Source organism: Candidatus Nitrospira allomarina, assembly GCF_032050975.1.
In the GTDB taxonomy this organism is placed as follows: Bacteria; Nitrospirota; Nitrospiria; order Nitrospirales; family UBA8639; genus Nitrospira_E; species Nitrospira_E allomarina.
This window is the reverse complement of the sequence record NZ_CP116967.1, coordinates 3146667-3169950: the sequence shown is the minus strand read 5'-3', so window position 1 is coordinate 3169950 and position 23284 is coordinate 3146667. Positions and strand designations below refer to the sequence as shown.

Annotated in this window: 23 protein-coding genes and 1 pseudogene; 16 read left to right on the top strand and 8 right to left on the bottom strand. The window is 51.0% G+C overall.

Annotation, left to right across the window (positions count from 1 at the left end; genetic code table 11):
* Nucleotides 1–19: 19 nt before the first annotated feature.
* The 6 genes from PP769_RS14085 (at nucleotide 20) to PP769_RS14060 (ending at nucleotide 5058) form a co-directional block, all read left to right on the top strand.
* The gene (locus PP769_RS14085; RefSeq protein WP_376753448.1) at nucleotides 20–1303 is read left to right on the top strand and encodes a GspE/PulE family protein; all 1284 of its coding nucleotides are present in this window, start codon (nucleotides 20–22) and stop codon (nucleotides 1301–1303) included.
* Entirely contained in the window at nucleotides 1303–2487 is a 1185-nt protein-coding gene (locus tag PP769_RS14080; RefSeq protein ID WP_312641200.1) for a type IV pilus biogenesis protein PilM, read from the top strand. The genes PP769_RS14085 and PP769_RS14080 overlap by 1 nt, the downstream gene beginning before the upstream one ends.
* Entirely contained in the window at nucleotides 2484–3098 is a 615-nt protein-coding gene (locus PP769_RS14075; protein WP_312641198.1) for a PilN domain-containing protein, read from the top strand. The genes PP769_RS14080 and PP769_RS14075 overlap by 4 nt, the downstream gene beginning before the upstream one ends.
* Nucleotides 3095–3667 carry a hypothetical protein gene (locus PP769_RS14070; RefSeq protein ID WP_312641196.1) on the top strand — a complete coding sequence of 191 codons (573 nt, stop codon included), beginning with the start codon at nucleotides 3095–3097 and terminating at the stop codon, nucleotides 3665–3667. Before PP769_RS14075 ends, PP769_RS14070 begins: the two co-directional genes overlap by 4 nt.
* A complete protein-coding gene (locus PP769_RS14065; protein ID WP_312641194.1) occupies nucleotides 3667–4263 on the top strand; it encodes a hypothetical protein in 597 nt (198 codons plus the stop codon). The genes PP769_RS14070 and PP769_RS14065 overlap by 1 nt, the downstream gene beginning before the upstream one ends.
* 120 nt (nucleotides 4264–4383) lie before the next feature.
* A complete protein-coding gene (locus tag PP769_RS14060) occupies nucleotides 4384–5058 on the top strand; it encodes a retropepsin-like aspartic protease family protein (protein ID WP_312641192.1) in 675 nt (224 codons plus the stop codon).
* A gap of 277 nt (nucleotides 5059–5335) precedes the next feature.
* Here PP769_RS14060 and PP769_RS14055 read toward each other — a convergent pair whose 3' ends face one another.
* The gene (locus tag PP769_RS14055; RefSeq protein WP_312641190.1) at nucleotides 5336–6391 is read right to left on the bottom strand and encodes a right-handed parallel beta-helix repeat-containing protein; all 1056 of its coding nucleotides are present in this window, start codon (nucleotides 6389–6391) and stop codon (nucleotides 5336–5338) included.
* A gap of 161 nt (nucleotides 6392–6552) precedes the next feature.
* Between PP769_RS14055 and coaE the strand changes: the two genes are divergently transcribed.
* The 9 genes and pseudogenes from coaE to PP769_RS14005 all read left to right on the top strand — a co-directional run bounded on the left by coaE (nucleotide 6553) and on the right by PP769_RS14005 (nucleotide 17060).
* A complete protein-coding gene (coaE, locus tag PP769_RS14050; RefSeq protein ID WP_312641188.1) occupies nucleotides 6553–7191 on the top strand; it encodes a dephospho-CoA kinase in 639 nt (212 codons plus the stop codon).
* A 41-nt stretch (nucleotides 7192–7232) separates the two neighbouring features.
* Nucleotides 7233–8154, top strand: a pseudogene (gene trxB / locus PP769_RS14045) (thioredoxin-disulfide reductase).
* Nucleotides 8154–9356: a tRNA uracil 4-sulfurtransferase ThiI gene (gene thiI, locus PP769_RS14035; protein ID WP_312641182.1), complete on the top strand. Its 1203-nt coding sequence runs from the start codon at nucleotides 8154–8156 to the stop codon at nucleotides 9354–9356. The pseudogene trxB and the gene thiI overlap by 1 nt, the downstream one beginning before the upstream one ends.
* A gap of 205 nt (nucleotides 9357–9561) precedes the next feature.
* Nucleotides 9562–10380 carry a hypothetical protein gene (locus PP769_RS14030; protein ID WP_312641180.1) on the top strand — a complete coding sequence of 273 codons (819 nt, stop codon included), beginning with the start codon at nucleotides 9562–9564 and terminating at the stop codon, nucleotides 10378–10380.
* 690 nt (nucleotides 10381–11070) lie between these two features.
* Nucleotides 11071–12822, top strand: coding sequence for a SulP family inorganic anion transporter (locus PP769_RS14025; protein ID WP_312641178.1), 1752 nt, complete (start codon nucleotides 11071–11073; stop codon nucleotides 12820–12822).
* 39 nt (nucleotides 12823–12861) lie between these two features.
* Nucleotides 12862–13971, top strand: coding sequence for a hypothetical protein (locus tag PP769_RS14020; RefSeq protein WP_312641176.1), 1110 nt, complete (start codon nucleotides 12862–12864; stop codon nucleotides 13969–13971).
* Between the two features lie 287 nt (nucleotides 13972–14258).
* Nucleotides 14259–14570: a putative signal transducing protein gene (locus PP769_RS14015; RefSeq protein ID WP_312641174.1), complete on the top strand. Its 312-nt coding sequence runs from the start codon at nucleotides 14259–14261 to the stop codon at nucleotides 14568–14570.
* A 103-nt stretch (nucleotides 14571–14673) separates the two neighbouring features.
* On the top strand, nucleotides 14674–15840 hold the full coding sequence (locus PP769_RS14010) for a hypothetical protein (protein WP_312641172.1): 1167 nt from the start codon (nucleotides 14674–14676) through the stop codon (nucleotides 15838–15840).
* Between the two features lie 65 nt (nucleotides 15841–15905).
* Nucleotides 15906–17060, top strand: coding sequence for a phage tail sheath family protein (locus tag PP769_RS14005; RefSeq protein WP_312641169.1), 1155 nt, complete (start codon nucleotides 15906–15908; stop codon nucleotides 17058–17060).
* Nucleotides 17061–17142: 82 nt separating this feature from the next.
* Here PP769_RS14005 and PP769_RS14000 read toward each other — a convergent pair whose 3' ends face one another.
* The 6 genes from PP769_RS14000 to PP769_RS13975 form a co-directional block, all read right to left on the bottom strand.
* Nucleotides 17143–17538 carry a hypothetical protein gene (locus tag PP769_RS14000; RefSeq protein WP_312641167.1) on the bottom strand — a complete coding sequence of 132 codons (396 nt, stop codon included), beginning with the start codon at nucleotides 17536–17538 and terminating at the stop codon, nucleotides 17143–17145.
* Nucleotides 17539–17729: 191 nt separating this feature from the next.
* Nucleotides 17730–18668, bottom strand: a complete 939-nt coding sequence (locus tag PP769_RS13995) for an RluA family pseudouridine synthase (protein WP_312641165.1) — start codon at nucleotides 18666–18668, stop codon at nucleotides 17730–17732.
* A 181-nt stretch (nucleotides 18669–18849) separates the two neighbouring features.
* Nucleotides 18850–19428: a TVP38/TMEM64 family protein gene (locus tag PP769_RS13990; protein WP_312641163.1), complete on the bottom strand. Its 579-nt coding sequence runs from the start codon at nucleotides 19426–19428 to the stop codon at nucleotides 18850–18852.
* 289 nt (nucleotides 19429–19717) lie between these two features.
* Nucleotides 19718–20587 (bottom strand): MOSC domain-containing protein, encoded by an 870-nt coding sequence (locus PP769_RS13985; protein ID WP_312641161.1) that lies wholly within the window; start codon nucleotides 20585–20587, stop codon nucleotides 19718–19720.
* A 179-nt stretch (nucleotides 20588–20766) separates the two neighbouring features.
* Complete coding sequence (locus PP769_RS13980; RefSeq protein WP_312641159.1) at nucleotides 20767–21225, bottom strand: group I truncated hemoglobin; 459 nt, start codon at nucleotides 21223–21225, stop codon at nucleotides 20767–20769.
* Between the two features lie 89 nt (nucleotides 21226–21314).
* Entirely contained in the window at nucleotides 21315–21557 is a 243-nt protein-coding gene (locus PP769_RS13975; protein WP_312641157.1) for a thioredoxin family protein, read from the bottom strand.
* A gap of 109 nt (nucleotides 21558–21666) precedes the next feature.
* Between PP769_RS13975 and PP769_RS13970 the strand changes: the two genes are divergently transcribed.
* The gene (locus PP769_RS13970) at nucleotides 21667–22233 is read left to right on the top strand and encodes a MarR family winged helix-turn-helix transcriptional regulator (protein ID WP_312641155.1); all 567 of its coding nucleotides are present in this window, start codon (nucleotides 21667–21669) and stop codon (nucleotides 22231–22233) included.
* Between the two features lie 119 nt (nucleotides 22234–22352).
* Here PP769_RS13970 and PP769_RS13965 read toward each other — a convergent pair whose 3' ends face one another.
* Nucleotides 22353–23096 carry a TerC family protein gene (locus tag PP769_RS13965; RefSeq protein ID WP_376753447.1) on the bottom strand — a complete coding sequence of 248 codons (744 nt, stop codon included), beginning with the start codon at nucleotides 23094–23096 and terminating at the stop codon, nucleotides 22353–22355.
* Nucleotides 23097–23284 lie beyond the last annotated feature (188 nt).

The following is a 23284-nucleotide window of genomic DNA, read 5'->3' as shown; positions in this document are numbered from 1 at the left end:
TAGTGAAGGCAATAGCCAGGTGCTCACACGCATCAAAGCGGAATTGGATCCAGTGCTGATTAAAGAAGACGAGAAAGGCGAAGAAGTTCTCTCCGTAGAACGGATCACCAAGGACCTCAGCCCGGTAGTCAAGCTGGTCAATACGATAATCTTAACGGCTCTGCAAAAGCAGGCGAGCGACATTCATATTGAGCCCACGGAACGCACGGTGGATGTCAAGTTCCGGATTGATGGCGTCCTCTATTTAGCCATGGATCCTTTTGATACCGGCATTCACCCCTCTCTCATTTCCAGGCTCAAAATCATGTCGGAACTCGATATTGCGGAACGTCGAACGCCGCAAGATGGTCGTTTCAAACTGCTACTGAATCACCGAACCATTGATTTCCGGGTCTCCATATTGCCAAGTGTGTACGGAGAATCGGTAGTCATCAGAATTCTGGATAAACAACACATATCCGCAGGGGTCCAGGGGTTACGCCTGGAAGCCCTCGGGTATACCGGGGAAGACCTTCGCCGATTCCGGCGAGCCATTACCCGCCCCTATGGCATGGTGCTGGTCACCGGACCCACAGGAAGCGGAAAAACGACGACCCTGTATGCCGCGATCAATGAGGTGCACTCCGACGAAGATAAAATCATTACCATTGAAGATCCGGTGGAATATCAATTAAAGGGGATCGTACAAATTCCCGTCAATGAAAAAAAGGGACTCACGTTTGCCAGAGGCCTCCGATCCATTTTGCGGCACGATCCCGATAAAATCATGGTCGGAGAAATTCGGGACTTAGAGACGGCACAAATTGCCATTCAATCGGCACTCACCGGGCATTTGGTCTTTTCTACCGTGCATGCGAATAATGCTTTTGACGTCATTAGCCGGTTTGTGAATATGGGCATTGAATCGTATAACTTTGTGGCGTCCCTGAGTTGTATTCTCGCCCAACGCCTGGTGCGGTCCATTTGCCCAACCTGCCGGATCCCCGTTCAGATACATCCCGAGCAGTGCCAGGAATCCGGCATTGAATATGAAGACGTGAAACACCTGACCTTTTTCGAAGGAAAAGGATGCAATGAATGCCACGGATTAGGTTTTCGAGGTCGAAAAGCCATTACAGAATTTTTGGATATGACCGACTCCATCAAGGAAATGATTTTAAACGAGAAATCTATTTCGGAAATTCGCACGGCTGCTATGGCTCAGGGAATGACCTCGCTACGCCAAGCAGCCCTTGAAAAAGTCTACCGAGGAGAAACGACGCTCAAAGAAATTAATCGGGTGACTCCGATCGAGGAAATCTAATGCATTTTTTTCCCATCTCGGCCCCCACCGTCGCGCTCTCTCTTTCTGATGAAGAGCTATGCCTGGTGGAAATCAAAAAGCAATGGCGTAAAAGTTCGCTCCGACACATCGCCAGACTCCCGCTTTCCCCCGGGGTCCTCAGGCTCTCCTCGACCAAACCCAATATTGCCAATTCCGATGAGTTTCTTACTCAACTCAAGGCACTGGCCAAGCCCTATCGTCGCCCAATTTCCATTGCACTCAGTCTCCCGGACATATGCGCACGGACGAGCATTTTTGACTTTGCATCCTTTCCCACAAAAAAACCGGAGCAGACGGCACTGGTGAATTGGCGTTTTCAACAGGACCTCAAACTGGATACCTCCCAATCACGGCTGTCCTTCGGTCTCTATGTGCCCACTTCGGTCAGGGATTCCCTTTCCCCGGATACCACAGAACATGTCAGAGTGTTAGGCACGGCCATTCGCCATGAAATTATTGAACAATATGAGAACCTGTGCTTAGAGGCAGATCTCATCCCAACTGCTATTGGAGTGTCGGGGCTCGACGTCTTTGATCTGTACGGCCCCAATATCCAGGACCGGCTCACGGCTGAAAACTCTTCTCGGTCTTTTCATCCCCCAACATTCATGTTCCTCTTCATCAGTCATTGGGGGTTTACATTCTTGGCCTTTCAGGATGGCAGCCCACGCTTCATTCGGACGAAAGCTCTTGCCATAAAAACAGAGCCCCATGATCATCAAGACCCTTCACTGGATCCTGAGTCGGAGAAGTACAGGGAGACCGAAGATCATCGCCCGACATCGTCAGGAGGTTTCTCTTCTGACGCCCATCAAGATTACGCCACAGGACATACTCCCTACCCTTCGTACACTGCTATGAAGGTGGAAAAGGAAATCCTGGCAACACTGCAATATTATTTTGAAATGTTTCCCATATCCGTTGCCACGGCATCTTCCCCGGTTAATCTATTTATGACCACTGATCTGACCTTCGGGCAGAGCCTTATGCCGCCTCTCGAGCACATTCAACAGACCCTTAAGGCCAGTGGAGGACATGAGCCTCAAATTCGGATCACCTCACTATCCCCGGCCTCACATTTTCATCTATCAAATACACACCTGGCGGCGAGCCACCAGGAAGAAGCGGCATTGCCAGGCTATGCCAGTCTGATGGTGGCATGATGATCCCACGTGTACATAGAAATTTATCTGCACCCGGGATTCCTCTTCTTCAATTGTCCCAACTCGGACTCACCCTTCTCACCGCTGGGGCCCTTGCCCTGACCGCTTCATTCTGGTGGGAGGGAAACTCATTACATGAACAGATTGATGTCCTGGAAGAGCAAGCCGCCGGTGTCGAGGCGGCCAACCAACAATTGGTCGCTCAAGCCAGGGCGGCCGGGCTTGACCTTTCACACCAGGCCATTCGAAGCATTCCCTCAAAAGTCACTTTTGTGAAACAGGTTCGTGAACGGGTGGGATTTTCCTGGACACAATTATTGACGGATCTGGAAACAGCGATTCCCTCGGATATCACCCTGAACTCAGTGTCTCTCGATGAAAAAACCGACACAATCCTTCTCCAAGGATCGGCAGCATCTTTACCCGACCTCAATCGACTCATTCACCAGTTAGAGAAGCATGCAGCCTTTCAGAATGTGTTGCTATCGCAGCATTCCACAAAAACTACCAAAGAAGAGCAAGGTGGCTCACATAGCGTATTTTCGCTCACCGTCACCTATGATGCCCGACACCCAACTTCTCACCTGACAGGGGTCCCCAAGCAACGATGAATTCTTTCCAGATCATACAAGAATCCAGGACGACGATCCGGATTTCAAAATATTTAGGTCCGCTGTTCATCGTGACGGTCCTTGCCGGTTTGTCATCGGTCGGGATGTTTGCCTTCATCTTTTACCCGGCCCAGGACCGTTTTCAACATATCACGGCCATGAATCAAGCCTCTTTGCATACACAGACAACCATGCAGACAGCCCGGCAGACCCAAACCATTCTATCCACCATGTGGAATGCTCTTCCGGATTCCGGTGAATTCACAGATTTAAGTTTAGACATTGCCGATTTGGCGAAACAAAATCACGTACAAATTCCTGGTATGGGATACGACTTCAAACCCCTCGCCCATAAACTGGCCACAAAAGGCACGTTTGCGTTTGAAGCCGCAGGCCCCTATGAAGCTATTCGAAAATTCATTTTCGAACTGGAGCAACGCTGGCCTTATCTCTTTATCGAAAAACTGTCCGTTGAAACATCTAAAAAACAGAAAGGGGTTATCTTTAAACTGAAGGTCTCCACCTTTCTGAAAGAATTTCCTGAACCGGTTAAAAAAACAAAAGCCTAATGACGAATCAACGAAAATGGCTGGTGTTAGGAGGCTTATTATTGGCCTGGGGAATGGTGACGATCTTCCAAATGTGGGATTCTACGCCAACAGATCCCCTGCTTTCCTCTGCCACGTCAGGAGTCCCACTTCCACCGATTAAAGATCTGGAGTTAGATCCGGCATTTTCTAACCCTCGCCAAACCGCAAAATTCTCTCTACCCCGCAACATCTTTGCACCATTAGGCATGTCCCAGGTGGCCCACCAAAAAAAAATAGATAACGCCCCCACTCCTCGCCCTCCCAAAACAGCGCCCTCCCCAGCTCTGCCCCAACCGCCCCCCCCAGGTCCATCTATGGCCGATCTTGCAGGGCAACGGGCCAGGGAACAACTTAACCAATTCCGGTTCCTGGGGTATTTAACCAAAGGGGGAGAAAGTCAGGCCTTCCTGACCAATGGGCAGGCCATCTATATCGTCAAACAGGGAGAGATGTTGGAAGGTCGCGTGCAGGTGAACAAGATCGAACCAGAAACCGTAGTTCTGTCCACCCAGGTGTTGGAAACCGGCTCGCATGTGCAGGCCACCATTCCCTTAACCCCCGATACCAGCGGGTAATCTCTTCATAGCGTTTTCCCCCCGCATCTTGGTATTCTATTTTCCATTATGTATGAAGGTCGCCGTGTTTCGTTTCTGAGGAATCCTCACCACACCACCTTTTGGTGGGTGCCAGGATTGATGGTATATACTGCCCTATTGGTGTCTCCAGGGCATTCAGCGACATATGACTGTTTTGATGAGTCCAGAACACGCGTTTTAACAGACAATCCAGCCCAACTATTTAACTGCACGCTATTGCCATCACAAAGCCCTTCTCTCAGCAATCAAGCGTCATCCACGACTGCAACACTTCAAGCAACCCCAAAGTCCGTTCCTGAGCAAGCACCTCCTGACACTCAGATTTCTACTCAGATATCTTCCTTGAATGAGGAAGAGCAGGACAGACCTGTTAATCAGGAAATCACCATACCCCTTACCAAAAGTGGAGGGTCATTTGTCGTTCCTGTCATGTTAAATCAAGAACGATTGGCCCAACTCATTGTGGATACCGGTGCCTCCATGACAGTCCTTTCGACTCAGGTCGCCATTGATCTCGGAATCCTGGGAACCACCGACAATGAACTCTTGACCGTCAATACCGCAGGAGGGTCGGTGCAAGTCAACATGAACTATCTCTCTTCCATCACGGTCGGAACCGCACGGGCCACCAATGTCGCCGTAGCCCTTCACGATCTCCCGGATATTCCGGAACACATCGAGGGTCTGCTCGGGATGTCCTTCCTTAAACACTTTCTCGTGACGCTGGATGCGGAGCATGCTCAATTGATTCTCCGTCCCAAGCAAAAACCCTAATCCAAAATATTGTAGTTGCGGGATGTGCAGAATCCCTGGGTCCGCGTGGCATAGCGTTGATGCGAGGCGAGACAGGGGCAGATTATATATTCCTGCTCCAACGCTGTCCCGCCACAAAGAGGACTCTCAAAAGTTTTAAATATTCGTCTTCTCATTCACGCATGAGTGATAAAGCCAACCGTGGAAAACTCATGGCGTGTGGAAAAAGACTCAACCGGGCATGCACTAAAACCTCTCGAAGAGAAGGCCGCAGACACTTGGACAGCCGGAAAAGAATTTATGGGTTGGAAGAAACCGGAGGCAGAGCCCCTAAATATGGAAAGGCACCAACCTGGATCAAGGAAGAATCCGACTGAAGACGAAAATCCCCATTCTCAGGACTGACAAATCCTGGAGCAAATTGTACATCGGTTTTCCCTGCCCTATCCGGAGCCGGTGTGGGTGGAGTCCCGGTCATGACATAATCCCCCTGGTTGCCTGACAAGGCGTTAAAGGCCAGCGTGGTGTGACTCCCGGGAAAAAATAAGAAACCTACTGCGCTCTGAGTAATAATATTCCCCTGCACATCGGCTTGGGCATCATCATGAAAAGCAGCCCCGCCTCCGTTCTGAGCCAGGGTATTCTGAATCAACCGGGCTTTGGACTGATCGGTCATCAACACGGCTTCATATAGACTTCGGGTTATCACATTCTGTTTGAGGGTCACATCAGAGGTGCCTCCGATAGCCACGCCATGGTCATTATGGTAAATCAGGTTGCCCGATAGGGTGCCTGTAGAATCCGCAAATGCCACACCTGTTGTCTCACTGTCACCAATCACACAATCTTCCAAAAGAACATCCTGCACCTGTTGACTAAACACCATTCCATTGACTCGAATTCGTGTTAATCGCACGCCACTGCCATTAAAAATCCCAACTCCCAATCCTCCGTGTTGAATCACGGACAGATCTTGAATCGTCACATTCGTTGCCCCATACGGCCACTTACCAATATGCAGAGTCCCGACACGCTTTTTCCCGGTCAAGACTACCAGGTCCATGCCTTCGCCGATAATCGACAAACCCTCCTTGCTATGTACCGTAACATCCTCGGCATAGGCTCCCCGTTTAATCAAAATCGTATCACCTGATGCAGCCTGATCAATCGCTTCTTGAATCGAGGTGAAATGCCCTGATCCATCCAAGGCAACTTGCCATACTGACGAGACAACGGCCTCCGAGGGCGCAAGTTCCTCAGTATTGGCAGACGCCAATCCAGGCAGGACACACAGAATCAGAGCACATAAAAAGAAACCCGGTCGAATGGTGGTCGACATGCGTTGAACTCTCACGGTGTTCAATTCCTCCTGTCACGCTCTTGGCCGGCGGTCGGCTCACCCAAAGGAAAGGACTCTCATCGAGTCAATAACCCAAGGGGTTTGGCAGGGTCAAGCTGGTACCAAAATTTTTCCTCATTTATTGTCGCTCCCAACCCCCTATGCTATGGTTGGCTATGGTCGTCGTCGGATTAACTGGAGGCTTGGCATCAGGAAAAACGACCGTCGCCAAGATTTTTCAATCACTGGGAGCAAGAATTATTGACGCCGACGAACTGGCCAGAGCTGTTGTTAATCCTGGAAAACCTGCTTGGAGGGATATCGTCAAGGAATTCGGGACACAAGTGCTCGCCGAAGACCACACCATCAATCGCCAAGCTCTCGCTGATATCGTGTTTAAATCCCCTAAGAAATTACACGTTTTGCAAGCAATCATTCATCCCCGTGTCGCCCGAGAACAGGCCAAACAGGTCAGGAGCATGCGACACGAATATCCTCATGCGGTTATCATTTATGATGCTGCGCTATTATTGGAAGCCGGTGCACACAAGCGTATGGATCATGTCATCGTGGTCACCGCCGACCGGGCCACTCAACTCGCCCGCGCCTGCCGTCGTGATGGTCTGACCAAGGCCCAAGCCCTCCGGCGAATCAGACAACAAATGCCCCTTCGGCACAAGCTCGATTATGCCGACGCCGTATTGGATGGATCATGGTCCCGTACACAGTTGCGCCATGCGGTCCAGTCATTGTATAGGACATATGTCAGTGAGGCGAGGTCACGAACAGCCCGCCGCAGCCTCAACACCCCATAGACCGTTCACCTACATGTCTAACTGTAAGGAGTTTACGCATGGTGCATGACGTCATTATTCTGGGATCGGGACCGGCTGGATTAACCGCCGCCGTCTATACCGCTCGAGCCAATCTTTCCCCCTTGCTCATTGATGGTTCGCAGCCTGGCGGACAATTAACCATCACCACCGATGTGGAGAATTTTCCCGGATTTCCCAAAGGCATCATGGGCCCTCAACTCATTCAAGACATGCGGGCCCAAGCCGAACGGTTCGGCACCCAATTTCGCCAGGGCCATGTCACCAAGGTAGATCTCCAGGTGCGCCCCTTTCAGATCACGGTTGACGATGAAGCCACTTTAGAGACCCGAACCTTGATAATTGCGACCGGAGCCTCGGCCAATTTACTGGGTCTGCCCTCCGAAAGCCGTCTCATGGGTCATGGCGTCTCGACATGTGCCACCTGCGACGGGTTCTTCTTTCGTGGCAAAGAGATTGCCGTCATCGGCGGCGGTGATAGCGCCGTAGAAGAAGCGACATTCCTGACAAAATTCGCTTCAAAGGTCACCCTCGTTCATCGTCGCGATAAATTGCGTGCATCAAAAATCATGCAGGACCGGGCCATCAACAATGAAAAGATCGCCTTTCAATGGAATAGTGCTCTTGAAGAGGTCCTGGGTGATGAGGTCGTGGAAGGGAATCCGGGTCCGCAACGTCCAAACCAACCAGGTTGAAGAGATTCCGCTATCTGGGGTCTTCGTGGCCATCGGCCATACGCCGAACACCAGCCTGTTTACCGGACTCATCGATATGGACGAGCAAGGCTACATCCGCACTCAGCCAAATCGCTCTACCACCAACATCCCCGGCGTTTTTGCATCAGGTGATGTGCAGGATTCACATTATCGCCAGGCCATTACGGCTGCAGGGTCAGGCTGCATGGCGGCCATCGACGCCGAGCGATATCTAGAATCGCTCCACTAATGCTTCATGTTTTAGTGCATTATCATGAACTCGCTCTCAAGGGAGGCAACCGGAAACATTTCGAATACCGGTTAGTCCACCATCTGCGAGGAGCCCTGAAACCCCTGGCACATGTGCATGTCGAAGCACTCCAGGGACGAATACGGGTGAGCTTCGAGGAAGAGGCGGCGTGGCCGTGCTTGCAGGAACAGATCAAGCGCGTATTCGGTATCGTCAATTTTTCTTTGACCAGAGCCGTGCCATTGGCTTACAACCAATCCGATCTCACGGTTCTCAAAGATGCGATCATTGCACACCTGCCCACTCATCCTTATGCCACCTTTCGAGTCAGTGTCAAACGGGCAGACAAGCGATTCGTCAAAACTTCAATGGATGTGGAACGAGAAATTGGGGCCGCCGTCGCCGCCCATACCGGCAAGCGAGTCAACCTTTCACACCCCGATATGTCGATTTTTAGCGAATTAGTCCCGCCCTACGCCTACTACTCCTATCAACGGGAGGCAGGACCCGGGGGACTACCGACGGGGACCGGAGGAAAAGTCATTTGCCTCATTTCCGGTGGTATCGATTCTCCAGTGGCAGCCTATCGCATGATGAAACGTGGCTGTAAAGCCGTCTTTGTGCATTTTCATGGTCGTCCATATCTCTCACGGGTTTCTGAGGAAAAAGTCCGCGATCAGGTCGCGTTACTCACGAAGTATCAACTGTCTTCCCGTCTTCACCTCATTCCCTTTGGGGATATTCAAAGCCAAATCGTCATCAACACGCCGCCACCCGTGCGCGTCGTGCTTTACCGTCGCTTGATGCTCCGCATCGCTGCAAAAATTGCCGAGCAGGAGGAGGCATGGGCCCTCACGACCGGAGACAGCCTGGGTCAAGTGGCGTCCCAAACGCCGGAAAATATTTCTGTCATTAACGAAGCCACGTCACTTCCCATCCTTCGTCCGCTCATCGGGATGGATAAGTTGGAAATCACGCAACAAGCTCAAGCGCTGGGATCGTTCGAGACCTCCATCGAACCGGACCAAGACTGCTGCACGCTCTTTGTCCCAAAACATCCACAAACACGATGCCAGCTACCCCATATCCTCAAAGTCGAGCAAGCCCTAGACATTCCCAAGCTGGTTCAGCAAAGCCTACAAGAAAAGGAATTGGTCACTTTCTCCCATGCAGAACGGATGGATCGAAGGGCACCACAGTAGAATGCTTCTTCCCAGGTTAAAACCACCGCACACTATCAGACAGTACACGTCCATACACTGAATAAGCGATATGATCAGACATATTCAAATTTAGCGAAATGCTCGAATCTTATGTTCAATTTGCAGCATGAGATCATTCTTCAACCCCCCTACATTGGCAATACCATAACCAAAGGAAATCTTCAGTGAGGGAAACGTGAGCATCATGCCTTCTACTGTCCTGTTTATCTGGCTCTATCGGGTTTTTTTCGGGTTACTCCTTATTTTAGGCCTATGGGAACCAATAAACCACGAGTTGCACCTTGGGCTACCTTCCGCCTGGGCCGAACCACGCAACATTTCGAAGGAAGAAACTCACCACAATCACACCGTCCACCATCAGGACGCTGCTCCGCAGGTTGGACAGTGGGAAGGCTCCCCGGAAGGGATTGCCTATAGCGAATTCAACCATGCGTTTGTTGGAGTCGGTGTCATTCTGATGGGTTTCAGTGAATGGCAAAGAGTAATGGGCTGGCAGGCATTCATGTGGGTTCGTTGGCTCTTGCCGGGTTCACTAATAGGATCAGGAATCTTCCTATTGATCTGGAGCGATCATTTGGCATGGCCCATTGGCTCATGGACATTAGCCGACACCTTATCCGGCAAGGATCCTGAAATGCTGCAACACAAAATATTCGGCATCCTGGCCCTGGCTGTCGGCCTGGTGGAAGGGTTCCTTCGGGCTGGGAAATTTTCTCACGTGTTCTGGCGGTCGCTTCTGCCGGGTTTTGCACTGGTCGGTGGGCTTATGTTGTTTCGCCACATGCATGGCCTCCACCCAGGCGGCCACGACATTCAGACTCACCATAACATCATGGGCACATTGGCCTTGGCAGGTGGTCTAGCCTGGTTTGCCGGCGAGTTCATACCACGATCTCATGTCGCGTTGCAGACCAACGCCCGCGTCAAATTTGCATTCAAAATCCTCTGGGCTCTCCTGGTCATTACTATCGGCGTGCAATTATTTTTCTACTCGGAGTCCTAAAAAATTCCCGGCCAAACACCGAAAAAATGAGTATCATATTGATCATCCACATCCTGCCTACCCATTCACTAATTGGTCACCTTTATGGGGCAATCGCAAGGATATAAGTCTGCCTCCCAATGAAGTTGACCCGCATTAAAAAAACCAGTGAAGTGACTGGCCCTGAGGTACCAGTCCATGGCACAAAAATATCATTGTCGTGGCTAAAAACCGGCAACCATGGATTTGACCATCTTATGAAACACGCAGGCATACCCGTTTAGAGTTCACAGTCCACCATCTTATCTTGATTCCTGTCAGCGCTACCGCTTGGAGCGAATTCGCACTAAACGCGCGATGCAAAACCGCTCATGGCCTACCCAGAACTGAGAAATGAACTTTTTCTCTTTGTTCCTATATTCAGGGAACTCCAATGCTGTTGGACAAATATCATCCCTGGCTTCTGTGCCGGTTCCAAACACCCTGTCGTCTTCTGAGGTATCAGTTATGCAATTAATATCCGGTTACCCTACTAGTTCGGGCGAGTAAGGCCCAGAATCCTTGTACACCAAACACGCAAGGGAATGATGTTGGCGTTTTCCCACCCCCACCTCTATCAGCGAGAAACACTGTTGCCGCTTCACTCGAAGACGACAACCAGAAAGGCAAAAGGAAAAGTACATGCTGTCCCAGCATTCAGTAGCCCCTTCCATGGAAAAACCCCAGAACGGGGTGCGAGGGCTAAAACATTGGCGCTACGATCTCATGGCTGGCCTACAAGTCGCACTCATCGGGCTCCCACTCTCGCTGGGAATCGCGGTCGCATCGGGCGCACCGCCCATTACCGGTGTGATTTCCGCCATTATCGCCGGAGTCATCTTTCCCTTCCTTGGTGGAGCCTATGTGACGATCAGCGGACCGGCTGCCGGTCTTGCCCCAGCACTGTTGGCCGGAATGATTACTCTCGGCCATGGAGACTTAACTGTGGGATATCCGCTCTTACTGGTGGCGATTTGTCTGACCGGTGTGGTGCAGTTTTTGTTGAGTCTCTTTCGTGCAGGGAGATTCGCCCTTTACTTTCCCATCTCGGTAGTCGAAGGCATGTTGAGTGCCATCGGCATGCTGATTATCATCAAACAAATTCCGCAACTCCTGGGAGACCAGTTGCCGCCCGTCAAATCCATTCCAGAGGCTATTCTCGCAATTCCTCACGATATCCATGAGATGAATCTGGAGATCTTTCTCGTCGGCGGTCTCTCCTTGGCCTTGCTCTTTTCTCTTTCCAGTCGAAAAGAACGGTGGGCCAGGCTCATCCCGGCTCCTCTCCTTCTCACCAGTCTAGGCGGCATCGCCAGTTGGTTCCTGCAACTCCCGCAAGAATATCTGGTCCATGTCCCTCTGGATATTTTCCAACATGGCATTCACTTTCCTCATTTTTCTGAGGCCTGGCAAAATCAGGATTTATGGATGGCGTTCGTGATCACGATTATCACGCTCACCCTTATCGATGGTACCGAGTCGCTGGCCACAATCGCTGCGGTCGATAAGATTGATCCCTTTCATAGAAAATCAGATCCCAACGTGACCCTGCGGGCCATGGGCATCTCCAACATCCTCTCAAGCTTGGCTGGCGGTCTGACGATCATCCCCGGCGGAGTGAAAAGCACAACCAATATCATGGCCGGAGGAAGAACCCTCTGGGCCAACTTTTATTATGCCTGCTGCCTCGCGCTTATTTTGTGGTTCGGGACAAAGCTTATCAATTTCATTCCGCTTACCGTTCTGGCAGCTTTGCTCATCTGGATTGGATGGCAACTATGTGCGCCAAAGGTCTTTTGGAAGATCTTCGCAATCGGCAAGGAACAACTGTTGATCGCTGTGGTCACCGTCGTGGTCACCCTATACACCTCGGACCTGTTAGAAGGCGTCGCGCTTGGCATGCTGACGAAGATCATCGTGCTCTGTGGTGACCTTATACGGAACTCGGCCAAGGAAACTCAGGCCAAAAACTCTTTCCTCAAACGGTCGACCAGCCTACTATCGGCTGCACTCGTAGAATTGTTCAGCAATCCGGTTATCCGAATTGGAGACGGCCGCGGCTCTCGTGAACGGTACAGCATCATGACCGTTGCCACCGACGCGATACGAGGCACTGTCGAAGAGATGAAAAACCCGTATAAAATATACCTGTCTTCGGTCACCTGCATGAACCTGATGAAACTCGACAAGGTGCTCCACGAAACGCTCGTCGTTCCTTCAAACTCCAAAGCCGACTTTTTGATCATTTTGGCAGGAAGGATTATCGACCACACTTCGATGGAGTATTTATATCATTTCCAGGACCAATGTATTGAGGCGGGCAATACCTGCTCCATCGTCGGGATGGATCACTTTCGCTCATTTTCGGACCACGTGTTGGCTTACCGCGTGAATCCTCCACGAAGTCTCATGGCATTCGCGTAATGACCGATGGCTATCCAAAACCCCATAAAGGATAAGGCAATGAAAACCAAGATTTTGACTCAGATACCACCGAACCAGGAAGAGGTGGACATTCACGACTTGACCATCGGGCAACGCATCGACTGGCTAGTAGGCCATTCTCGGCGGCACTCCCAGGAATTCCAAAGTCCCGAGGCATGGCTCGCCCGCAGCCGATACCTCGCCCAACATCCGACCGCGATCGCCGCATTCATGTGCATGGATGGGCGAATCAATATTCCCGTCGCCACCAACACTCCACGCGGAATCATTTTCCCCTTCCGCAATCTCGGTGGACGATTTAACCTGGGGTGGCCGCACCTCGGCGAAGTCGTGACAGAGCATGTGCAAAACATGGTCAGACAGGGCCGCCGCACCCTGGCGCTCATTACCTACCATTATTCAAAGGGCAATCCCCATCGCGGATGTGCCGGATTTAACTATGACACCGTCGCCGCACGCACTTATAGTCTGGGTATTAAACAACAGATGGAGGCAGTCTTCGGCACGGCTCACGACACGGTGTATCCGATCGTGTGTGGATTTGAAACCGATGAAGACGCTCTGGTGTTCCACAGTACGAACGGGAAAACCCTGGACCTCTCATCTGTGTCCGTTTCCGATCAGGACTGCTTGCCCGCCTTACTGGAAGAGCTGTATCCGGATATGCCTCAACAGATCCAGCAGGACCTGTTGCCCCTGGTACGGGACAACATCACCCATGTCGCTGGCATCAAACAGGCCAACCGCACACTCAACATTGAGCATCGCGAATGGATTATTTGCGTCGGACGGGGGTTTGATTGGCTGCACACCTCAAATCTGGCGCTCATCATCGGACCCTACAGCCCGGACCTCGCCGATCCTATTAGAAAAGCCGCCGGCATCATTGAGGCCAACATGCAAAGCGGCCGTATCCCAAATGATGGCTTCCTGTTACTTGCCAAGTCGCCTTACCATGAAATCGGCGTTGACCGCGCCTGCGCCGAACTCAAGAGCGCGTTCCTTTCCGGATTCGCTGCCGAGGTCATCCGCACCGAATTTCCGAAACTGGCCGAGAAGATGCACGTACGCACAGCCGTCCTCGCCTGGCAATCACGGGTGATGGAGATGATTGATGCTCGGATATGAATCTGACGATCCCCTTCACCATACTTCGCTTCTGCAACAGCCATAATCAATGCCCGGTACCCTGAAACAGAAGCGAAACTCCACGCTTGTTTAGGGGTCTTTGCTCTAGAAAAAATTTTTTCCTGACACGCCCCGAGACTCCACAGTGACATGGTATGTTAGTGATAGCCTCACTGATATTTGAGTGAGCGCTTTTGCGTCGCTCTGATGAGACCAACATGTTGGTGTGCCCAATACGGTATCCTCACTTGAATATTGGCTCACATACACCACCGCAGAGGTAAACCATGAAAAAACTGTACGTTTCCCAAAGCCTCATCGACGTGGAATCCCGAAAGGAACTGTTGGATCAGGCCCAGATACCGTCCACGATTAAAAATCAACGCTCAGCGATGTTGGGAGGGGAAGTGCCGTTTGTTGAAGTTTTCCCGGAATTGTGGGTGCTGAAGGACGAGGATTTTGACCGGGCCAACACTCTAATCAAAGACTGGGAGCGCGCCAAACCTCTTGAAACAACGAAATGGACCTGCTCCGGATGCGGGGAATTGCATCAAAAAGAATTCACCGCATGCTGGAAGTGCGGGCTGGAAAGACGGTAAAAGAATTCACCCGGGTCTCACCAAGACTATTCCAACTTGACCCGGATTCTTTACCGTTGGCTCAGGAGGCCGGACTGGTTTAAGCTGAACCAAGGCTTTATGTGTGCTTCCAATCTCTACCCGTGGATATTCGTTTTATTTCATTCCCATGTCTTCCACAAAGGTAATCAACGGTAGCATTCTTATTTTTTTGCTTCTTGGGCTGCCTCCTCTGGGTATTGCCTTATCCGGCCAGGCTCTTCCCCACGATTTGACTCTATTAGCCATTCCCCTACAGTCAGGAGACCCCTCTCTGTCCTGGCCGATCTTCGGACTCCTGGCCCTGCTCATCTCCGCAACGGTTGCCCCGTTTCTTTGGCGATACCGGAAAACCCGGTCCCACAGCCCGTGCAAATCCACCTCTGCCAAAGAGTTTCCCTGGTGGGGGTGGATGGCCGTAGGATGGACGACTTTCGCTTCAATCCTCGCGTGGACACGTTTTTCCTGGTTCCAGGAATGGCAGCCCTATACGTTCCCCCTGCTCTGGCTTGGCTACATCGCGGTCATCAACGCCTTATGCTTTTCTCGAACCGGCAGGTGCATGATCACCCATCAGCCCGCTTTTCTTTTCAAACTCTTTCTCCTCAGCGCAGGCTTCTGGTGGACGTTTGAATATCTTAATCAGTATGTACAGAACTGGCACTATGTCGGTCTGGTACCAACTCAACCGCTTCTGACCTATTCCTGGTTCACTCTTTCATTTTCGACGGTTCTCCCCGCCGTTCTGGGTACCTATGAATACCTGTCTTCCTTTTCTTGGATAAGAGCACCATTTGAAAACTGGCGGGCCATCTCTTCAGTCAATGAATCGCACAACGGCTGGCTGATGTTTAGCCTTGGTTGTTTCGGGCTTCTGATGATTGGGATTTGGCCCACACTGCTGTACTCTCTTCTCTGGGTGAGTCCACTCCTGATCATGGTAGGCATACAAATAATACGGAGGGTTCCAACCCTTCTGTCCCCACTAGCCAAAGGAAACTGGAGTCCTGTGGTTCTTTCCGCTTTGGCAGCCCTGGTCTGTGGAGGCTTTTGGGAAATGTGGAATGCCCACAGCCTGGTCCATTGGGAATATTCAATTCCCTACGTCCACGCACTCCCGATGGGGGAAATGCCGATCCTCGGTTATGCCGGCTATTTGCCGTTCGGGATGGAATGTCTGACGGTCGCAGCCTTTTTTCTGGAAAATCCGTTCCGTCGAGTAGAGACGTATGCGGAAACCCTAGCAAGCTAATGAAGGTTGTATTAGGCTATTCCTCCTGAAACTACGCTACACAGAAAGAAATAAAACAATTTCTTATGAAAAAATTTCACTCGACTCCTGGCGCATCTATCCACAAACCGTCGCTTCTCCCTCCCGCAATTAAATCGGCCTCCACCTCAACTGCGGCCATCATCGGCTCATTTCCCAAGGGGTCGATGACGTCTCCACAACAGGTCCGGACATGGGAAGCATTTGAAAAAAAATATGGGGGACTTGAAACAGAGGCCCTTTTCTCCCTTTGCATCAAACAATTTTTTGACAATGAAGGAAAAGCCATTTGGGTGGTACGCATTGGAACAAGACAGATCAAAGCCGCGTCTCCCTTTCTGGAAGGCCTTTCTCTCCTCAACCGCGTAGGGGATTTCAATATTTTGTTCATTCCTCAAACCGAACAACTCCCGGATACCCATGCGATCAAAGTCATGCACGCAGCGATTGCTCTTGTTGCCAAGCACCGTGCGATGTATGTCCTGGATGTCCCTCAACGCGATGCCCCCCGACAAACGGTCAGGGCTCTGACCACCTGGTTAAATCAGCAATCAGGAATTCACCATCCAAATGTGGCCATGTACGTTCCACGTGTCCAAGTCCATCCGTCCCTTAAGAAGGCACCCCTGCACATCCCCGCCAGCGGAGCCATGGCTGGGGTATTAGCCAGGACCGATCAACAACGAGGAGTATGGAAAGCCCCCGCAGGAACGGAGGCCATCCTTCATGGCGTTCAGGGTATCGAGCAGACACTGACGCAACCGGAAATGGGACAACTCACTCAATCGGGGATCAATCCAATTCGACAAACCTCTCCGTCACAGGTTGTCGCCTGGGGTGCACGAACCCTTTCATCCAACAGAGAGTGGCAGTATCTTTCCGTCCGGCGTCTGGCCTTGTTTCTGGAATCAAGCATACAACAGGGATTAGGGTGGGTAGTAGATGAACCGAACGACCAAACCCTTTGGGCTCACATTCGTCAAACGATTGATGTGTTTCTCCAATCCCTCTTTCGGCAGGGGGCCTTCCAAGGACAAAAAGCCCAGGAGGCCTACTTTGTCAAATGTGGACCGGATACCATTTCATCCGCTGACCAGAATGCCGGGAGCGTCAACATCATGATCGGGTTCGCTCCCCTCAAACCAGCTGAATTCATTATTCTTACAATCCAACAGAAAGCCAAATCTGTCCGCCAAGCGTGATCCCTATTTTCATTGAAATTGCAAGCTCCTGCTTTTTAAAACTTCAGTGAATGGGAAATGCCTGTCCATACCCACACAGGATTTATGCGGCAATCTCAACCGAATCGCCTATCGATAGGGCCAAACCAAACAACCCCAGATAGTGAGCAGTGAAAACAACCCGACTTGCAGCATCACCTTCGGTATGAAAATGTTCAGAAACAATGAAGGGAAACCAGAAGCTGGTGGTAATGACAACTCGTGGATAGGCTTGTTGATCCGAATCGGAACGCAACACGGTATAGGAGGCATCGACCGCATCCAAAGCTCGACGAACATGATCCTGCCCCCGTTCCAGTTTCACAAAAAACGGCTGACTCGACATCATCACGTGGGAATACCAGAGCGTCGCATTCTCAAGACAGGCCCCTTGGCTAAACACATTGGACACATACCCGACCATCACCACCACCAACAGTACGAGGATCTTACGCCACATTCTGATTCATTCTTTCTCAATATGTATTGATTACAGTAATCCCTAGCCGCCCAACCTGTCCCAACCCAGAAGCTCACGTCAGGTGAAACTCCCTTCAGGGCTCTTTCTCGATTGTAACGGTCAGATGAGAAAAAACTTGACGAGGATTAATGAAATATTCAGGAGATGAACAAAGATATGTCCATTCACTATTATTTGTTGAGGAACGCCTGACACATCTCTTGCATGTCCAACGGAAAGCCTACGGAATATTCCTGAAACTTTCCGGATACGGGATGTTGGAATCCTAGTGTGCCTGCATGGAGCATCACCCGTGGAATGTCGATCTCCATAATCCGGCATACTTTCTGACCGCCATACCTCTCATCCCCCAAAATGGGGCACCCTAAAGACGCCAGATGAACTCGAAGCTGATGTGTTCGCCCTGTGCGTGGAAACAACACGACCTGTGAAGCCAGTTCACCAAATACCTGTTCCACCCGATACTCCGTGACCGCTCGTTGCGGTTGCGCGGTGTTGGATGAAACCTTTTTCGGTTCTCCCCGATCCCGACCGATGGGCAACTCAATCATTCCCTGTTCATGGCCAGGTCTGCCCAAGACGTATGCCTCATAGATCCGATTGATCGAGTGTTTTTCAAACTGTGTCGCCAGAGTACGATGGGCATGATCGGTTTTGGCAACCACCATCACTCCAGAGGTGTCCTTATCCAGTCGATGAACCAGCCGTGGTAGCGCCCTTTTCCCATTGAATATTTCTGAATCAGCATGGTTGGGAATATGGGCCAACAGCGCATTGATCACGGTGCCCTCCCAGTTCCCTGCCGCGGGATGCACTACCACACCCGCAGGCTTGTTCAACACCAGGAGGTCTTCATCCTCGTAAAGGATTTCCAATGTCATAGCCTTCCCGTCGACCAGGAGTGGTCCCGGCTGGGGAACATCCATCGTAATGTGATCGCCTGGTTTAATGGTATGACTCGGCTTGACCATCCTGTCATTGACACGGATCCGTCCCAACTCAATCAACCGCTGTAACCGTGAACGGGATATGTCCCGCTCACGGTTGACCAAAAATTGATCAAGGCGCTTGCGGGCTTCACCCTCCGTCACGATAAATTCCGTAATCATCTTTGTGAATCAGATGTGGGAGAAAAATACAGGGTCAGACAAAGGTTCGTTGATAGCTTCCTTACTAACCACCATAATAATTGCGAAATCCATGCGTCCATCCCATGTGAGCATGCCATTACAAGCCTTTGTCTAAGCATTTTTTCCTCTTTACCTACATTCCACACATGTCGATGTCCGCTTACCTATTCAGAAGATGCTGAAAAATCAGTTCAAAAAAATAACAATACAGAAAAATAGGAAGGGGCAACCCTACAGCAGTTCCAACCAGATAATCGCGAAAGCGAATGTCCGCTAGGGCCAGGGCATAATTTAGAGCGGGCAAGGTCTGGAACAGCAGACGCAAGAACGCCACCGACAGAATTGGACGCTCATCCAGATGGGCAAAAACCCTGTCGGCCCACCGATGATTGAAGCTGCGAAGCGCCGTTCCACCAACCGCACGAATCAGGAGAAAACTGATCGTCGAAGAACGCATCGCGGCCAACAAAGTCGCAACCCCACCCCATTCTTTCCCCAACGCAAAGACGGCCCCGACTAAAAAGATCCATCCTGGCACATACAGCAGATTGCCGAAGCTGAAGGCCAGACAAAACAGCACAAGACCCCAAACCGGATACGCAAAAAATAGTGACTGAATGACATCAGGCGATAGATGAGATCGCAGGCCGGTCAGTGTAACTATCACATACAGCAGGAGAAAGAACGCAATGATGTAAAGAAGTTTTTTCTTAGAATCGGTGATAAGAGAAAACGTCATTTTCACACGCATCTTACGGATGCATGCTGAAAAACTCAAAAAACCACGGATACCCACAAGCGGGTTAAGTGAGAGGAAAAAAGACCAATACCAACTCCCAAGATACATTTGAACCCGTTGACATGGCCGGCTCAAGAACCTTTGCGGTCACCCCTGAATAAGCTCGGACTTCGTCAACCGTTGCAGAGTCAACCGGGAAATTTCCAGCTCCCCTGATACACCTAACACGAATTCAACGGCGTTGGTGCTCTTTCACACCGCCATAGGTAGACAAAAGTCCACAAAGTATTCATTTTTCCAAACGTATACCATCCCCGATTCGAATTGCGCCGCCCTGCATGACTGAAGCATAGACCCCGACATTGCCAAGATTGTGTTGGACCGCCGTGCGTAAAATCCCGGGGTCCTTTGGAAGTTCTCCCTGCGCGAGCGTGGTCATGACACACCGACCACATGAGCCGGCAATCTTCAATCGCACGTTTTCCCCAATGCCTAGCGTCTGACCAATCCACCCCTGTTCGATAAAGCCTTGCTTATCAACTCCAGTGTCCACAACAATGTTCGGCCGAAACCGCGGCACCTCAAAACGCCCTTCCGGATACGCTTCACGAAGCTGATTAAGCGTGCCGGTGGACAAAAGGTGTACCATTGCGGCATCGAAAAACGTGCCGGTCGGAAGAGAGAAATCCGTCACGGTATCCCGTTTCTCCCGACCATCCATGTCAGGCCAGTATTCCTCAGACTGCGCAATCCAGGTTTCAGGCATGGGTGATTGGACGCCGGTCACCTTCCCACCCTCGATGAGCGCCAGAGTGACCTTACGGTTCAGAGCTTTGGAAAGGACCTGAGGCAGATCCTGTTGCTCACTGGTAACCATTGTGCCGTCAGGCAGCGTGATGCGGATGCGAGATCCGGATTCTTTATCTCCAGACGGCTCCAGGAATGTTGCCTGAAAGGCAAACATATTGGGCCATTTTTTGGGATTTTTGGCTGTGGCCACTTTGCCATCGGCACGATCCAGGATGGCATAGGCACGATCTCCGACAAGTCCATGATCAGTAACCTGAGCAAGGGACAAGGCCTCACCTCTCATCGACTTGACTGGATAGCGCCACAACGACTGAATAACTCCCATTTCGGATTGCAAACCGTTTGTCACTTCTCACTCTCCTTTTTTGAATAGTGATCTCCCGGGACGGCCAAGCAGCCATTCTCAGGAATAGCTGACTCTGAAGCAAGACTCCGCCGGCGTGCTCTATTAAGAAAGATCCAGGGTACTTGGGAGGATGAGACCTCATCCCCCCAAGACTTTTACAGAACCAAATATTCCAGGCAGTATTATGGAATTTCGACAATATCAGATTTCATGGAACCGAGCAGCCCAAGTAATTCATCCTGTTCCGGTTTCGGAACCTTGAATGTATTGAGTGCCGTGACCAGGTCCTCAACCATAGCCGTAAAGTCGGCATTGGTAATCCGCATTCCCGCATGCGTCGACTTCATGTCCCTGCCCGTATAGGTGCAGGGCCCACCAGTCGCTTCACAGACTTGATCCACCAGATGTCCCTTCAGTTTCGGAATATCGGTAGTGGCAAAGCGACTATTAATACGGGCATCGTTAGCAACATTGCCCACAAATTCATCGATGACCGCCGTGATAGCCGGCTTTCCCCCTAACCGGTCGTACAACGATGCACTCGCCTTTCCCGCCGGGGGTTCAACCGTTGAACAGGCCGCCCCACTCATGGACAACCCTAGAGCGAGCCCGAGACACACATTCCTCACCCATGCACGCATACGATTTACTCCTTTCGTTGATAACCGGGAGTCGGCGTTCAGGCTATCCCTAGCTACCCGTCTTACTCCCGTACATAAAGTCTTTCGCCTTAAATACTGGCTTTCACATCGTCCATGGATGCACCAAAATTCACGTGAAATACCTGCCCCTCTAACACCAGGGCAGGAACAGACTTCACACCTGCCGTTTCAGCCTCAACCACCCGACCTGGTGTTTGTGCAAAATGGACGATTTCCAAATCGTATTGCTGACGATCGATGGCCTGAGTCACCATGGTTTCCGCAGAAACACAGACCGGGCACCCTGCATGATAAAACACGGCCTTCTTCATACACTGCCTCCTTTTGAAAGATTGTAATTAGTATTGAGTCGAAACTAAATGGAATTTAGCAGCAATATCCGCATTTGTCAAATCTGTATCGAGACGATACAATTGACCTATGAGCGCACAAGAAGCCAATGATGTCTTAGAACGATTGTGCAACCTGCAACGGATGGAGGCACGGGCGTTTGGCCTGCGTTACGGATTACAACCCGTGCAGATGGAAGCGCTGACGTATCTGACGCAATGCAATCGCTATTCAAATACGCCGCAAGCCGTGGCGGAGTATCTGGGTCTCACGAAGGGAACCGTCTCACAATCGCTCAAGGTCTTAGAGCAGAAGGGATTCCTGCGGAAGCAGGCGGATAATGAGGACAAACGAATCGTACGCCTTGCGCCGACCGCCAAAGGGAGCAATCTCATAAAAAAGGCCCTTCTCACCAGAAGCCTGGAACCGGCACTGGCGAGGACGGATTCAATAAAAATCGCTGAACTGACTTCTGCATTGCGCTCAATCCTGCGAGGAATGCAGCAGGTCAATGGACGAAAAGCCTTCGGTGCCTGCCACACCTGTCGTTTCAATGAGGATCATGAGAAGAACGGGTATGTCTGCGGTTTGACACGAGAACCGTTAAGTGTGCAAGACATTCAATTGATTTGCCGCGAACACCAATATCCGCATTAGCGCATCTTGCACCACATTATCAGGGACCTCCCCCACACAGACGGGTGGCCGAAATCATCTCCTCTTCCCTCTTCCGCGAAGGACTTCCCACGCGTCCTGTGGCGTCCGCGTATTTCCGGCTATTCGGAAATCGTCTTGTACAGTTTGACCGGGGCCCGTTTTTTCCGCATGCGAATATTGAGCATTTCCACCGTGACGGAAAACGCCATCGCAAAATAAATATAGCCCTTCGGGACATGCACCTCGAACCCCTCCACCATCAGGGTCACACCCACCAGAATAAGAAAGGAGAGGGCAAGAACTTTGATGGTCGGATGCTCATCGACAAAATCTCCAATCGCTTTTGCGGCCATCAGCATTACGAGGACGGCCAGGATGATGGCGATCGCCATGAGAGAAACCTGATCCACCAGACCGACCGCCGTGATCACCGAATCCAGTGAAAACACAATATCCAAAACCGCAATCTGGACAAGAACCATTCCCAAACTGGCAGCCACAATCGTGTGACCCCTCTCTTCTTCCAGCCCTTCCAGGCTGTTATGAATTTCATGCGTGGCTTTCGCCATGAGAAACAGTCCACCGCCGACCAGAATAATATCGCGCCCTGAAATCGCGTGGGTGAACACCGTCACCAAGGGTTCGGTTAACCCCATGACCCATGAAATCGAAAACAGCAATGCCAGGCGTGCCACCATGGCGAGACCAAGCCCTGCTCTTCTGGCAAACCCCCGCTGATTCTCGGGAAGACGTCCGACAAGGATGGAGATGAAGATAATGTTATCGATCCCCAGGACAATTTCTAACGCGGTTAACGTGCCTAATGCGATCCATGCTTCAGGACTTGTCAGCCATTCAAACATCAGATTCTCCTCTTCTTTCTTTTGATCATCGAATGCGTTGAGCCATCCCGGCAGCAACATTCCTCCGTAGCGATGCGCGACCATGCAGGATGCGCCGGCATGAATATGTGCGCCTTTTTCTAGGGTGGACCCTGATCACTTCTTGGTTCCTGAACAGGAAACAGTGCTGACCTGCACGATGAGCTGCC